The 11,863-nt window shown below is 63.1% G+C and carries 18 protein-coding genes and 1 tRNA gene; 12 read left to right on the forward strand and 7 right to left on the reverse strand.

The features are described 5' to 3' along the window. Nucleotides 1–166: 166 nt before the first annotated feature. Together V7E26_RS18915 and V7E26_RS18920 are read right to left on the reverse strand one after the other, a co-directional pair. A complete protein-coding gene (locus V7E26_RS18915) occupies nucleotides 167–619 on the reverse strand; it encodes a VOC family protein (protein ID WP_324418805.1) in 453 nt (150 codons plus the stop codon). 147 nt (nucleotides 620–766) lie between these two features. Then, nucleotides 767–925 carry a Flp family type IVb pilin gene (locus tag V7E26_RS18920; protein ID WP_108519496.1) on the reverse strand — a complete coding sequence of 53 codons (159 nt, stop codon included), beginning with the start codon at nucleotides 923–925 and terminating at the stop codon, nucleotides 767–769. A 203-nt stretch (nucleotides 926–1,128) separates the two neighbouring features. Between V7E26_RS18920 and V7E26_RS18925 the strand changes: the two genes are divergently transcribed. Then, nucleotides 1,129–1,284 carry a hypothetical protein gene (locus V7E26_RS18925; protein ID WP_324418807.1) on the forward strand — a complete coding sequence of 52 codons (156 nt, stop codon included), beginning with the start codon at nucleotides 1,129–1,131 and terminating at the stop codon, nucleotides 1,282–1,284. 76 nt (nucleotides 1,285–1,360) lie between these two features. Then, nucleotides 1,361–1,657: a putative quinol monooxygenase gene (locus V7E26_RS18930; RefSeq protein WP_324418809.1), complete on the forward strand. Its 297-nt coding sequence runs from the start codon at nucleotides 1,361–1,363 to the stop codon at nucleotides 1,655–1,657. Between the two features lie 141 nt (nucleotides 1,658–1,798). Here V7E26_RS18930 and V7E26_RS18935 read toward each other — a convergent pair whose 3' ends face one another. From V7E26_RS18935 to V7E26_RS18945, 3 genes are all read right to left on the reverse strand, one after another. Beyond that, a complete protein-coding gene (locus V7E26_RS18935; protein ID WP_324418811.1) occupies nucleotides 1,799–1,993 on the reverse strand; it encodes a hypothetical protein in 195 nt (64 codons plus the stop codon). A 140-nt stretch (nucleotides 1,994–2,133) separates the two neighbouring features. Then, nucleotides 2,134–2,280 (reverse strand): hypothetical protein, encoded by a 147-nt coding sequence (locus tag V7E26_RS18940; protein ID WP_324418813.1) that lies wholly within the window; start codon nucleotides 2,278–2,280, stop codon nucleotides 2,134–2,136. Nucleotides 2,281–2,674: 394 nt separating this feature from the next. After that, nucleotides 2,675–2,848, reverse strand: a complete 174-nt coding sequence (locus V7E26_RS18945; RefSeq protein ID WP_324418815.1) for a hypothetical protein — start codon at nucleotides 2,846–2,848, stop codon at nucleotides 2,675–2,677. Nucleotides 2,849–3,036: 188 nt separating this feature from the next. Here V7E26_RS18945 and V7E26_RS18950 point away from each other — a divergent pair, with 188 nt between their 5' ends. The 6 genes from V7E26_RS18950 (at nucleotide 3,037) to V7E26_RS18975 (ending at nucleotide 6,413) form a co-directional block, all read left to right on the forward strand. Continuing rightward, complete coding sequence (locus tag V7E26_RS18950; protein WP_324418816.1) at nucleotides 3,037–3,798, forward strand: SIR2 family NAD-dependent protein deacylase; 762 nt, start codon at nucleotides 3,037–3,039, stop codon at nucleotides 3,796–3,798. 208 nt (nucleotides 3,799–4,006) lie between these two features. Further along, nucleotides 4,007–4,672 carry a cold-shock protein gene (locus tag V7E26_RS18955; protein WP_324418819.1) on the forward strand — a complete coding sequence of 222 codons (666 nt, stop codon included), beginning with the start codon at nucleotides 4,007–4,009 and terminating at the stop codon, nucleotides 4,670–4,672. A gap of 192 nt (nucleotides 4,673–4,864) precedes the next feature. Then, on the forward strand, nucleotides 4,865–5,308 hold the full coding sequence (locus tag V7E26_RS18960) for a DUF192 domain-containing protein (protein WP_442893430.1): 444 nt from the start codon (nucleotides 4,865–4,867) through the stop codon (nucleotides 5,306–5,308). Nucleotides 5,309–5,393: 85 nt separating this feature from the next. Further along, nucleotides 5,394–5,470: transfer RNA gene (locus V7E26_RS18965), tRNA-Pro, on the forward strand. Nucleotides 5,471–5,544: 74 nt separating this feature from the next. Beyond that, complete coding sequence (locus V7E26_RS18970; RefSeq protein WP_442893429.1) at nucleotides 5,545–6,123, forward strand: CAP domain-containing protein; 579 nt, start codon at nucleotides 5,545–5,547, stop codon at nucleotides 6,121–6,123. A 65-nt stretch (nucleotides 6,124–6,188) separates the two neighbouring features. Then, the gene (locus V7E26_RS18975) at nucleotides 6,189–6,413 is read left to right on the forward strand and encodes a hypothetical protein (protein WP_324418823.1); all 225 of its coding nucleotides are present in this window, start codon (nucleotides 6,189–6,191) and stop codon (nucleotides 6,411–6,413) included. Between the two features lie 397 nt (nucleotides 6,414–6,810). On the opposite strand, the gene V7E26_RS18980 is transcribed toward V7E26_RS18975, so the two are convergent. Together V7E26_RS18980 and V7E26_RS18985 are read right to left on the reverse strand one after the other, a co-directional pair. Continuing rightward, nucleotides 6,811–7,386, reverse strand: coding sequence for a UbiX family flavin prenyltransferase (locus V7E26_RS18980; protein WP_324418826.1), 576 nt, complete (start codon nucleotides 7,384–7,386; stop codon nucleotides 6,811–6,813). After that, entirely contained in the window at nucleotides 7,383–8,864 is a 1,482-nt protein-coding gene (locus V7E26_RS18985; RefSeq protein ID WP_324418828.1) for a UbiD family decarboxylase, read from the reverse strand. The genes V7E26_RS18980 and V7E26_RS18985 overlap by 4 nt, the downstream gene beginning before the upstream one ends. Nucleotides 8,865–9,081: 217 nt before the next feature. Between V7E26_RS18985 and ubiT the strand changes: the two genes are divergently transcribed. From ubiT to V7E26_RS19005, 4 genes are read left to right on the forward strand one after another with little or no spacing between them, the layout of a single operon-like run. After that, nucleotides 9,082–9,609, forward strand: coding sequence for a ubiquinone anaerobic biosynthesis accessory factor UbiT (gene ubiT, locus V7E26_RS18990; RefSeq protein WP_324418830.1), 528 nt, complete (start codon nucleotides 9,082–9,084; stop codon nucleotides 9,607–9,609). Continuing rightward, entirely contained in the window at nucleotides 9,600–10,577 is a 978-nt protein-coding gene (gene ubiU, locus V7E26_RS18995; RefSeq protein WP_324418832.1) for a ubiquinone anaerobic biosynthesis protein UbiU, read from the forward strand. Before ubiT ends, ubiU begins: the two co-directional genes overlap by 10 nt. A gap of 39 nt (nucleotides 10,578–10,616) precedes the next feature. Next, nucleotides 10,617–11,516: a ubiquinone anaerobic biosynthesis protein UbiV gene (ubiV, locus tag V7E26_RS19000; RefSeq protein WP_324418840.1), complete on the forward strand. Its 900-nt coding sequence runs from the start codon at nucleotides 10,617–10,619 to the stop codon at nucleotides 11,514–11,516. Between the two features lie 24 nt (nucleotides 11,517–11,540). Further along, a complete protein-coding gene (locus tag V7E26_RS19005) occupies nucleotides 11,541–11,813 on the forward strand; it encodes a DUF2249 domain-containing protein (protein WP_324418834.1) in 273 nt (90 codons plus the stop codon). The last annotated feature ends 50 nt before the right edge of the window (nucleotides 11,814–11,863 follow it).

Here is an 11,863-nt window from a genome sequence, read left to right on the forward strand (position 1 = left end):
CACGCCCAGCAACCACAACAGGATTCCTCGTCCCATCATTTCCTCCTTGAGTGCATCGAGGAGAAAACGCGCGATGGTGCGGCCGGTTCCTGCGCAGAAAGGCCATGCGCAAAGGAACGTTTTACGATTCCGGAATCTCCGACAGCGACAAGAGCCTGTACAAGACCTACCAGTGACCGGTGTTCGGCATCGAGGTCCACGGCTCCGCCGGCGGCTTCGGCTCACCCTTCTGCAACAGCTCGATCGAATGCAGGTCCGGCGAGCGCACGAAGGCCATGTTGCCGTCGCGGGGCGGGCGGTTGATGGTGACGCCGGCCTTCATCAGGCGGTCGCAGGTCGCATAGATGTCGTCGACCTCGTAGGCGAGGTGGCCGAAATAGCGGTCCTCGCCGTATTTCTCCTCGTCCCAATTGTAGGTGAGCTCGACCAGCGGCGCGCCGCGATTCTGCGGAGCGGCCTTGAACAGGCCCTCGTCCTCGGGCGCGCACAGGAACACCAGCGTGAAGCGGCCCTTCTCGTTGTCGACCCGGCGTACTTCCTTCAGCCCCATCGCGTCCCGGTAAAACTTCATCGCGGTATCGAGATTGCGGACGCGCAGCATGGTGTGGAGATAGCGCATGTTTGTTGTCCTCTTGAGTTCTTGCGAAAACTGGAGTTCGTTTCAGCTCCCGAGGACCATGGGTAGCAGCAAACGGCAGCGCGGGGCAGGGGGTGCCCCATGTTGCGAAAATCCGGGTGCGTGTGATCACAAGCGCGCCCGTTCGGATTAGCGCGTCAGCGCGGGGATCAGGCTCTCGAACAACTCGACGAGCCGTTGACCGGTCATCCCGACGGCGGCAATGATCGCAAGGGCGATAAATCCGGCGATCAGGCTGTATTCGATGGCGGTGGCGCCGCTCTCGTCACGCAGAAACTTCCCAAACATGCAGTCGCTCCCGAAATTCCACGCAAATGTCTGGCACGCACAGATTGTGATATAGGTAATAAAAAGCGTAAAATTGCAGTTTCGCTACTTTGCATGGGGTTGTTTTCGTGATTTTTCGTCATGGCGCATCCATCCCGGCGTGATCCCCCACACATACGCGATTGTCGCTTTCTTCCATGGTGGTACGAACGGAGGGATCGACCATGTACCTGCTCTACGGCCTGCTCATTTTCGCGATGATCTTCTTCCTTGTTCTCCCGATCACCGATGCCAGGACGGTCCGGATGAAACTGTCGATCGCGAGCAGCCTCGGCCTGATGCTGGTGGCATCGCTTGTGGTGACGCGCCTGATCCACTAACGAAAGAGTTGCCCGCCTCGACGTAACGACCGGCGCCACCCGGGGCGGGTGGTGGGGGGCGCGAACGGAGGGGCGCATGATCATCGTGACCGGCAGTATTGTGGCGCGCGAGGATACGTTCGACGACGTTCTTCGCTCATGTATCGAGCATGTCGAACGCTCCCGCACAGAGCCCGGCTGCATCTCGCATGACGTTCACGTCGACTGCCAGAATCCGATGCGGCTGTTCTTCTTCGAGCGCTGGGCCGACGAGGCTGCGCTGCGCACGCATTTCGCGGTGGAGGGATCGCGGGCGTTCGTGAAATCGCTGAAGGGCCGGATTGTCGAGACCACGGGGACGCAGATCTACCGGACCGAAGTGATCGAGCGGTAGCGAAGCGGCCGTGGCTTCTTTGCGAGCGCTGTACGCCGCGTGGTCAGAGCAGGTGATGCATCCGCATCGCGATTGCGCGCGTGATGGAGCAAAGCCCGGCGACGTCAGGCTCTCGCGCGAACGTCTGGTATTGCCGTCAGGTCAGACCTTGACGTCCACCAGTGGCGGCTCTTCGGACTGCATCGTGCCAATGGCCGCTTCCACGGCGGCTGCCTTGGCATGGTCGACGGCCTGAAGGTCCTGGTTGATGGTGTGCTGCGGCGCCTTGGCGGTTTGATCGACGACGAGCTGAACTCTGGCCTGCGTCACTTCAACCGGTATCGGATAAATGACCATGGTAAACCCCTCCTGACCGAAATCCTGTCAGGTGCACATTTACGCCTTGTAAAGAGGTTGGGTTAACGGCGGGGCCTTTATACGAGGATGGGTAAACGGCGGGTTACGATCCGCATCGATTGCTCGCCGATACACAACATTTAATGGGTCTGCTCCAATCGCTCGGCGTAAAGGCGGAATTCCTCGGCCATCTCGATCAGCTTCCTGGAAGCTTCCGGGTCCTTGACGGCTTCAGCGAGCTGGCGGGCTCTGCTGGCTTGCTCGCGATAGTGGTCGGCTTGGGTCATGGCAGCACCTTATTAGATGAGTACGGATGCCGCCAGAAAGGTTCGACGATCGCGAAGGCGAAGTAACGGTACCTTAAGAGAGCGACCAGCGCGGAAAATGCGGCCCCTGTTCGTTCCACGAGAACAAAAGGAGTCTTTTCCGCGATCGCGCGACGCGCATCGGGTCACGTTTAGCGGTCCGGCAACTTCCCCCGCGATGATTTGTGATAGGTCGCGATCGCAATGAAGCCGGCATAGCCGATCACATTGATCAGAATTTCCATCCATACGGGCATGACGCACCTTTCCCTGCGGGTAAACTCCGCGAGGCAGGTTTTCGTTCCTGTGCAATCCGATGGTCAGACCCACATGACCGCTTGGCTGGCGAATGCGCGGGAGCGCTAGCCATGTTTCCTTATCGCCAGGATACGGAACGGCCGGATCCATTCACGGCGTTGGCCAACGTCGTGTCGCAATATTCTTCACGTTCGCGCTCGAATTTCTGCTGCGTTGCCCTGAAGCGCGCCACGCGTGCCGCGATTTCGGCGCGTTCGCGCGCGAGCCGTTCTTCTCTTTCCGCCTTCGCCATCCATCTTCTCGTTTGATTCGCGTCCAGCCATGAGAGGCACGGGCGAATGGGGCGCGAGTGAGGACGCGCGACCGAGCAGGAGGTATAAGTAGGCCTGATATGCCGCGCCGCCGAATGGCGCCCGATCTGGTAATCCGAATGGCCGCGCTTATAGTCGGCCCAGGCCAACCATTCGGAAGCTATCAGCGGTGATCGCCAAGGACTTGCGCAGCGGCGTCGAGCAGCTCGGCGACATGATCGCCGAAGCCGCCTGTATCGTCCCCTTTACCGGAGCCGGCATCTCGACCGAGTGCGGTATCCCGGATTTCCGTTCCCCCGGCGGGCTGTGGACCCGCCACCGTCCGATTGCGTTCGACGAATTCGTCGCCAGCGCCGATGCGCGGGCCGAGGCGTGGCGGCGGCGCTTTGCGATGGAGGAAACCTTCGCGGCGGCCAGGCCCGGCCGCGGGCATCGCGCGCTGGCCTCGCTTTACAAGGCCGGCAAGACTCCTGCGATCATCACCCAGAATATCGACAATCTGCACCAGGCGTCCGGCTTCAAGGTTGACGACGTGATCGAACTGCATGGCAATACCACCTATGCCCGCTGCATCGGCTGTGGACATGCCTACGAACTTCATTGGGTTCGGGCGCGTTTCGAGGAAACCGGCGACGCACCGCATTGCACCGTCTGCGGCGAGCCGGTGAAAACGGCAACGATCTCGTTCGGACAGGCGATGCCGGAAGACGAGATGCGCCGCGCCACAGAGCTGGCGCAGCAATGCGACCTGTTCCTGGCCATCGGTTCGTCGCTAGTCGTTTGGCCGGCCGCAGGTTTTCCGCTGATGGCGAAGAACTGCGGTGCAAAACTCGTCATCATCAACAACGAGCCGACGGAACAGGACGATGTCGCCGATCTGGTAATCCGTTACGACATCGGAGAGACGCTCGGGCCGTTCGTCGGCAACTGATCGAATCGATTCGAGTGATTCGCGACTGTGCAAGCCTGTTCATAGCCTCCGCAATTTTGTTTTTTTTAGTATGCGACGCAGTCGGTAGTGTTATCTTTTGATTCGAGAGATTCGCGCTTGCGTTCGCATGATGGTCATGGTGGGGGCGCGTGTTCCGGTCCGCTTAGGCGACAGCGGGCCGCTTTTTTGAAGTGTGAGGTCCGGGGTCATGGGGTCGGACGAATTGGGGTCCAAGAAGCTCGGGGGGCCGCCGTCAGGCGGGACAGGGCAAAACAGGCTTGGACCAGGTGAATACACAGCCGGCGCACCGCGCGATCCGGTGGTGGATGCTTTTTCAGGGCTCGGCGATGCCGCGGCCAACCTTGTCGAGATATCCGGCGTCATCAAATGGTTCGACGCTTCGAAGGGGTACGGCTTCATCGTGCCGGATAATGGCTGGCCCGACGTGCTGCTGCATGTCACCGTGCTCAGGCGCGACGGCTACCAGACCGCCTATGAGGGCGCGCGCGTGGTTGTCGAATGTGTGCAGCGCGCCAAGGGCTATCAGGCGTTCCGCATCGCCTCGATGGACGAGTCCACCGCGATCCATCCGGCGCAGATGCTGCCGCCGCGGACCCATGTCAGCGTCACGCCGACCAGCGGCTTGGAGCGGGCCCAGGTCAAGTGGTTCAACCGGCTGCGCGGTTTCGGCTTCCTCACCTGCGGCGAGGGGACCCCGGACATCTTCGTCCACATGGAGACGCTGCGCCGCTTCGGCATGACCGAGTTGCGTCCGGGCCAGTACGTGCTGGTGCGCTTCGGGCCCGGCTCCAAGGGCATGATGGCGGCCGAGATCCATCCCGAGACCGGCCCGTCGGCGCTGTCCTCGCACTAGACCCGCTATCCGCTGACGGAAACGTGAGCCGGCCGCCGTGCACCTGCGCGGCGGCGTATGGTATTTGCCGGCATCCCTGAGCCAGGGTCGTTGGCGTGAGGTCTCCGGCCAATTTCCCGAGATACCGGCGTGAGTGCTTCGATGAATTTCGTTTCCTTGGTTGCGCGGCTTCAAATCCGGAACCGCCTGATGATGTCGCTTGTTGCGGCCGCTGCCGTACTGGCCGCGCACTGCATGGCTCCCGCAAGGGCCGCGAGCGTGCAGCCGCTCGAGATCGCCACCAGGTCGGGCGTGCACGTGTTCTCGGTCGAGATGGCGACGACGGAGGAGGAGAAGCAGACGGGGCTGATGTACCGCAAGGAATTGCCTGACGGAAAAGGCATGCTGTTCGACTTCGCGCCGGAGCAGCAGATCTCGATGTGGATGAAGAACACCTACATTCCGCTCGACATGATCTTCATCCGCGCCGACGGCCGTATCCTGCGCATCGCCGAAAATACCGAACCGTTCTCCACCAAGATCATCTCCTCGGGGGGACTGGCCCGCGGCGTGCTGGAAGTGATCGCCGGTACGGCGCAGAAGTACGGGATCCAGCCCGGCGACCGGGTGGCCCATCCGCTGTTCAGCAAGCGCTGAGCCTTCAGCCATCGCCTTGCCGGCAGCCATTGCCTTGCTGGCCGCGGCTTTAGCGTGTATCGACGCATTTCCTGAAGTATCGGATCGGGGTATAGCGCAGCCTGGTAGCGCGGCAGTTTTGGGTACTGCAGGTCGTTGGTTCGAATCCAGCTGCCCCGACCAATAAAATCAATGGCTTGCTGCATTCTTTTCGGCTTGAATCTTCCCGGCATGGTCGGGGGGCAGGGGAACTATCTGTGGCTGGTAGGAAGACCGTTGTGGTGCGGCAGGCCCTGCTGCTGGGACTGCTGATCTGCCTTGGCGCGATAGCCGGGAGCCGGATAGCCGCGGCCAACCCCGCGCAACTAATTTCCGATTTTCGGCTGAAGCACGGTGAGAAGCGCGTGACGCTCGACACGACGCTGACGCGTATTGCGCACGACCAGGCCCAGGCGATGGCCACCAAAGACCAACTGGATCACAACGTCCTCGGCAACTTCAATTCGCGCATGAGTCCTGCGAACGCCGGCCGCGCCGCCGAGAACATCGCCTATGGCTACGAGAGCTTTCCAAAAACGCTGGACCAGTGGATCAATTCGTCGGGGCATCGGAAAAACCTGCTGCTGCCCGGCGCGACGCGCGTCGGCGTTGCCAGCGTGAAGAGCGCGAAGACCGGCCGCACCTACTGGGCCATGGTGATCGCAGGCGACTATGAGCGCCCCAAGCCGAAGGCTCCGCCACAGAGTTCGAAGGAAATAAGGCAGGCCAAGGCCGCGAAGCCGAAATCGCACGCAGCGGAATCCTGCCGGTTGAAGATTCTCAGTCTCTGCTTCTAGAGCCGATTTGCAGCTTGCAATATCGTTCTTGTTATGTTCCTTTGAATCATCTTCGGAGGTGACCAATGGACGTCGAGAAGCAACGCGAAATCATCCGGCTCTGGAATCGCATGCGCCAGGTCGAAGGTCCACTGGCGGAAGAAATCCGGATCAGGATTCTCGAATGCTTTGCCCAGCCGGAGGCGCCGAGCGCGCGCATGGATGAGCGCCGCGAGGTGCTGGATCGCGTGCCGGTTCGGACGGCGCAGATCTATCGGATCGCGGACCGCGGCAACAACGCAACGCTCTGACGGCTTTCGCATTTCGGCGCTGTTGATTCGCTGGCCGTCAAGATTGACGGAATCGGCGCGCGGTGCATGCTGCAGGCATGTTGCCGCGTGTGCGCAGTCATTTTCAAGGTGCGAAGTTCTCCCGCATGAGCAGCGGGACGTATTGCGTCATCCGCGATCTCGGCCTGGTCAAGGGCGGCAAGGGGATGCGGCACCATGAGGTCCTCCTGACCTTCAGTTTCCGCGCATTCTGGCGATGGATCGGGCGTATGTGCGGATCTCTCGCCAGCGCGGGCCGGCAGCGCATGGTTTGGCTTCGGCGTGAGGCGGAGACCTCGGGAGGCAGCGTGTCATCATCAGCTGTTCCGGAAGCGCCTTCCAACCATAGCGTCGATCGACTCCCGGTCAGGATTGCGGTTCAGCCTTCCCATTCGCGCATGGAAATGCCGAGTTCGACATCGAGCAAACCGATGGCGCGGCGCGCCATGTGATCGAGGGCCTCCGCCAGCGTAGCCGGCCGGGCGTAGAACGCCGGGACCGGCGGCGCAACGATCGCTCCGAATTCCGTCACCGCCGCCATCGCCCGCAAGTGGCCGAGATGAAGCGGGCTCTCGCGCACCATCAGCACCAGCCTGCGCCGCTCCTTGAGCTGAACGTCGGCAGCGCGGACCAGGAGATTGTCCGTGGCGCTGGCTGCGATCGCGGACAAGGTCCGGATCGAGCACGGCGCGACGATCATCCCGGCCGTTCGACAGGAGCCGCTGGCGATGCTGGCGCCGATGTCGGCATTCGCATGGTGGTGCGTCGCCAGTGCTGCGATGCGGGGCAGGGCGTTCTCGCCGGCCTCATGGGCCAGCGTCCGTTCGCCGGCTGGCGTGACCACAAGATGCAGTTCGCACCGGCCGGTTGCCGCCAGCAGCTCGACGACGCGCACGCCCAGCGCCGCGCCCGACGCTCCGCTGATGCCGACGACGATCCGGGGAAGTGCTGTCATAGCGCCGGTCTCTCCTGGGGCATCTGTGGCAGGCCGAGCCGCTGCCATAGCTCATCGACGCGGGCGGTGACGGCAGCGTCCATCTCGAGGACGCGACCCCATTCGCGCGTCGTCTCGGCACCGGTCTTGCGGGTCGCGTCGATCCCGAGCTTGCCGCCGAGGCCAGCCTTGGGAGACGCGAAGTCGAGATAGTCGATCGGCGTATCCGTGAGCGTGACCAGATCGCGGGAGGGATCCGAGCGGGTCGAGACGGCCCAGGCGACATCGGCCCAGCGACGCACGTTGATGTCGGCATCGACCACGATCAGGAACTTGGTATAGGTGAGCTGTGGCAGCAACGACCATAGCGCAAGCATGACGCGGCGCGCCTGGCCCGGATAGCGCTTGTCGATCGAGGCAATCGCCATCCGGTACGAGCAGGCTTCGGGCGGCAGCCAGAGGTCCACGATTTCAGGCAATTGCCTCCTGACCAGGGGGACGAACAGCTCGTTGAGCACTTCTCCGATGCGCGACGGCTCGTCGGGCGGCCGGCCGGTGAAAGTCGACAGATAGACGGGATTGCGCCGCATCGTGACCGCGGTCACCCGCAGCACCGGAAAATTCTCCACGGCATTATAATAGCCGGTGTGATCGCCGAACGGGCCTTCCGGCGCGGTCTCCTGCGGCGACACCATGCCTTCGATGACGATTTCGGCATCCGACGGCGCCATCAGCGGTACGCTGATGCACGGTGAAAGCCGCAAACGCTCGCCGCGGATCAGCCCGGCGAAACGGAATTCCGACAGCGTTTCCGGCAGCGGCAGCACTGCAGACAGGATGGTTGCGGGATCGGCGCCGATCGCCACCGCCACCGGCATGTCCGCTCCCCGCGCCTGCCAGCGGTGATGATGGCGCGCCCCGCCACGGTGGGCCAGCCAGCGCATGATGGCGCGGTCGCGGCCGATCACCTGCATGCGGTAGACGCCGACATTGATCTCGTCTGCGCTCTCTTCCTCCGGCGGCCGGGTGATGACCAGCGGCCAGGTCAGCAGGGGCGCCGGTTCGCCCGGCCAGCAAATCTGCGCGGGCAAGCGGGTAAGATCGATCTGGTCCCCGCGCCACACGATCTCCTGGACCGGCGGCGAATGAACCGTCTTCGGCCGCATCGTCATGGCGGCCCGCGCAAGCGGTATCTTCGAAACCGCGTCGGCCAAATCGCGCGGCGGTCGCGGCTCGCGGAGCTCCGCCAGCATCTCCCCGAGCGCGCCGAGGCCTGCCGGTTCGACGCCGAAACCCCAGGCGGTCCGCTCGCTGGTGCCGAACAGATTGACCAGCACCGGCATTTCACCCGCGGTCCCATCGGGCATCAGCGGCGCTTCGAACAACAGGGCCGGACCATTGGCGCGGAGAACCCGCCGGTGAATTTCCGTCATGTCATGCACGACCGAAACCGGTTCGCGGATTCGCACGAGGCGTCCCGCCCGTTCCAGATGGGACATGAAGCTTCTGAGATCGCGAAACGGCGGCAAGTCGCGTCGGGGCACGGGCACCTCACGGAAAACGAACCCGTCTACGAGATTTTTGCGGCCGTCCTTGTTCCAGGACAAAGATCGGGCACCGGCCGTGACGGTAAGCATTAAGATGATGGATGCGCCGTTCCGGTCGCCACGTGCCCTGCGGATGAAGGCTGGCCGCGCAAGAATGTCACCCGTACCGATGCTCCCGCGCCTGATCGCCAGCACCCTGCAGCCGTTGCCGCTCGCGCCGTTGCAGTTGCCGCTATCGCTGGTGCTGCGGTCGGTGGTGGCGCGCCATCCGCGTATTTTTGAGCGGCTTGGCGAACACGCGCACAAGCGCTTTGGGCTCGAGCCTACCGATCTGCCATTTTCGTTCGTGCTGGCGCCGCACCCGAAAACGCCGAGCCTCATCGCGGTACGGAGCCTTCCTGCCGGCATCCCGGCCCGGATCGCGGGTCCCCTCCTGGGCCTCGTGGGAATGATCGACGGCTCCTATGACGGCGATGCACTATTCTTCTCGCGGGACCTCGCGGTCGAGGGCGACGTCGAGGCGGTACTCGCGCTGCGAAATGCGATCGACGATGCGGGCGTGGATCTGGTCGCGGATACCGCCGCCCTCTTCGGGCCGCTGGCGCCCTTGAGCGAAAGGCTGCTGGCCGGCGCACTGCTGCGGTTGAAAGACCTGGCAAACGCCGCGAAACATGAGGGGGCGCGAACATGGAATTGATCTGTCCGGCGGGAACGCCGGCCGCGCTGCGCGTCGCCGTCGACGCCGGCGCGGACGCCGTCTATTGCGGCTTTTCCGACGCGACCAACGCGCGGAACTTTCCGGGCCTGAATTTCAGCCGCCGAGAGCTGAATGAGGGGATCGGCTATGCCCATCGGAACGACGCCAAGGTGCTGGTCGCCATCAACACGTTTCCGACGGCCGGCGCCCAGGCGCTCTGGCATCGCGCGGTCGACGATGCGATTTCTGCCGGCGCGGACGCGCTGATCCTCGCAGACGTCGGCCTGATCGACTATGCGGCGCGCACCTACCCGGATCAACGCTTGCATCTCTCCGTCCAGGCCGCGGCGTCAAATCCAGATGCAATCGGTTTCTATGTGCGCCATTTCGGCGTCAGGCGCGTCGTGCTGCCGCGCGTCCTCTCGGTCGCGGAAATCGCGGCGATCACCCGCGCGATCGATTGCGAGACCGAAGTCTTCATCTTCGGCGGACTATGCGTGATGGCGGAGGGACGCTGCTCCCTGTCGTCGCATGTGACGGGACAGTCGCCGAACATGAACGGCGTCTGTTCTCCGGCGAGCCAAGTCGCCTACCGTGACGAAGGGGGGACGCTGGTGTCGCGACTGGGCGACTTTACGATCAATCGATTTGCCAAGGGCGAACCGGCTGCCTATCCGACCCTGTGCAAGGGCCGCTTCAAGACTTCGCTGGGGACCGGTTACCTGTTCGAGGATCCGGTCAGCCTCGACGCGGCGGCCATTCTGCCCGGCCTGCGCGCCGCCGGCGTCACGGCGCTGAAGATCGAGGGGCGACAGCGCAGCCGGGCCTATATCGAGGGCGTGGTGCGCGGCTTTCGCGAACAACTCGATGCGCTCGATGCCGGAGAGAAGCCGCCGGCCGATCGCCTGGCCGCGCTGACCGAAGGACAAAGCTCGACACTCGGCGCCTATCGCAAGACCTGGCGATAGGGAGCGACCGGCCATCAAGACATGACGATGACAACACCAATGAAGCTGACGCTGGGTCCCGTCCTGTTCAACTGGGAGCCGGAGGTCTGGCGCGACTTCTATTTTCGCGTCGCCGACGAGGCTGCCGTCGACGCAGTGGCGGTCGGGGAGGTGGTCTGCTCCAAGCGGATGCCGTTCTTCGACGATCATCTTCCGGCCGTGCTCGACCGTCTGACCGCGGCAGGGAAAGAAGTGCTGGTGAGTTCGCTGGCGTTGATCACGCTGGAACGGGAGCGCCGGCGCACCGAGGAATTGGCCCATGCCGGCGAATGGCTCGTCGAGGCTAACGACATTTCCTGCATCGCCCATCTCGGCGGGCGGCCGCATGTCGTCGGTCCCTTCGTCAATGTCTACAACGAGGGCACGGCGCAGTGGCTGGCCGCGCAAGGCGCCCGGCGCATCTGCCTGCCTCCGGAACTGCCGCTGCAATCGATTGCGGCCATTGCGGCTGCGACACCGCAGGCGGAGATCGAGGTCTTCGCGTTCGGCCGCGCCCCATTGGCGATCTCGGCCCGGTGCTATCACGCGCGCCTGCACAAGCTTGCCAAGGACAATTGCCGGTTTGTCTGCGCCGCCGATCCGGATGGCCTGCCGGTCGACACGCTCGACGACGAGCGTTTTCTGGTTGTGAACGGGGTTCAGACGCTCGCGCACGCCTGCACCAATCTGATTCTCGATCTCGACGATCTCGCGCGGGCGAATGTCGCTTCGCTCCGGCTATCGCCACAGCATTGCGACATGGTCGCGGTGATCAACACATTCCGTGACGTGCTCGACGGCAAAAAGCCGCCGGAGCAAGGTTTCCAGGAATTGTCGGCGATCTATCCGGACGTGCCGACGACCAACAATTTTCTCAGAGCGCGCGCCACCATGGCGAAATCGCCAGGGCTGGTTGGCTAGCGCCGACACCGTCAGGAGCCTTTAATGCCGCAAGCCAGTAGCCCATCCGAACGCATCATCGACGTGCGGGACATCGAGCCGAGATTTCGCCATGAGATCATCGTCAAGCTGTTCGAAAACCTGATGCCCGAAGCAACGTTGCAACTGATTGCTGACCATGCGCCGCGGCCGTTGCGCCATCAGTTCGAAATCCGCTACGGGGAGGGATTTCGATGGACTTATCTTGAGGAGGGGCCTGAGGTCTGGCGGGTTCGGCTCGAGCGCCTTATGGCGCCGGCCGCCGCGCATCAGTCCTAGCATTACAGTTGCCGTTTCTGAGGATTTCTGAATCTATGGGCAACCATGAT

Origin of the sequence: Bradyrhizobium sp. (genome assembly GCF_036735945.1) — a bacterium.
Taxonomy (GTDB): domain Bacteria; phylum Pseudomonadota; class Alphaproteobacteria; order Rhizobiales; family Xanthobacteraceae; genus Bradyrhizobium.

Excerpts from the sequence above, each read along its gene's own strand:
- V7E26_RS18915 (WP_324418805.1), bottom strand. The coding sequence starts at position 619 with ATGCGCTATCTCCACACCATGCTGCGCGTCCGCAATCTCGATACCGCG.
- V7E26_RS18920 (WP_108519496.1), bottom strand. The coding sequence starts at position 925 with ATGTTTGGGAAGTTTCTGCGTGACGAGAGCGGCGCCACCGCCATCGAA.
- V7E26_RS18925 (WP_324418807.1), top strand. The coding sequence starts at position 1,129 with ATGTACCTGCTCTACGGCCTGCTCATTTTCGCGATGATCTTCTTCCTT.
- V7E26_RS18930 (WP_324418809.1), top strand. The coding sequence starts at position 1,361 with ATGATCATCGTGACCGGCAGTATTGTGGCGCGCGAGGATACGTTCGAC.
- V7E26_RS18935 (WP_324418811.1), bottom strand. The coding sequence starts at position 1,993 with ATGGTCATTTATCCGATACCGGTTGAAGTGACGCAGGCCAGAGTTCAG.
- V7E26_RS18940 (WP_324418813.1), bottom strand. The coding sequence starts at position 2,280 with ATGACCCAAGCCGACCACTATCGCGAGCAAGCCAGCAGAGCCCGCCAG.
- V7E26_RS18945 (WP_324418815.1), bottom strand. The coding sequence starts at position 2,848 with ATGGCGAAGGCGGAAAGAGAAGAACGGCTCGCGCGCGAACGCGCCGAA.
- V7E26_RS18955 (WP_324418819.1), top strand. The coding sequence starts at position 4,007 with ATGGGGTCGGACGAATTGGGGTCCAAGAAGCTCGGGGGGCCGCCGTCA.
- V7E26_RS18960 (WP_442893430.1), top strand. The coding sequence starts at position 4,865 with ATGTCGCTTGTTGCGGCCGCTGCCGTACTGGCCGCGCACTGCATGGCT.
- V7E26_RS18975 (WP_324418823.1), top strand. The coding sequence starts at position 6,189 with ATGGACGTCGAGAAGCAACGCGAAATCATCCGGCTCTGGAATCGCATG.
- V7E26_RS18980 (WP_324418826.1), bottom strand. The coding sequence starts at position 7,386 with ATGACAGCACTTCCCCGGATCGTCGTCGGCATCAGCGGAGCGTCGGGC.
- V7E26_RS18985 (WP_324418828.1), bottom strand. The coding sequence starts at position 8,864 with ATGTCCCATCTGGAACGGGCGGGACGCCTCGTGCGAATCCGCGAACCG.
- ubiT (WP_324418830.1), top strand. The coding sequence starts at position 9,082 with ATGCTCCCGCGCCTGATCGCCAGCACCCTGCAGCCGTTGCCGCTCGCG.
- ubiU (WP_324418832.1), top strand. The coding sequence starts at position 9,600 with ATGGAATTGATCTGTCCGGCGGGAACGCCGGCCGCGCTGCGCGTCGCC.
- ubiV (WP_324418840.1), top strand. The coding sequence starts at position 10,617 with ATGAAGCTGACGCTGGGTCCCGTCCTGTTCAACTGGGAGCCGGAGGTC.
- V7E26_RS19005 (WP_324418834.1), top strand. The coding sequence starts at position 11,541 with ATGCCGCAAGCCAGTAGCCCATCCGAACGCATCATCGACGTGCGGGAC.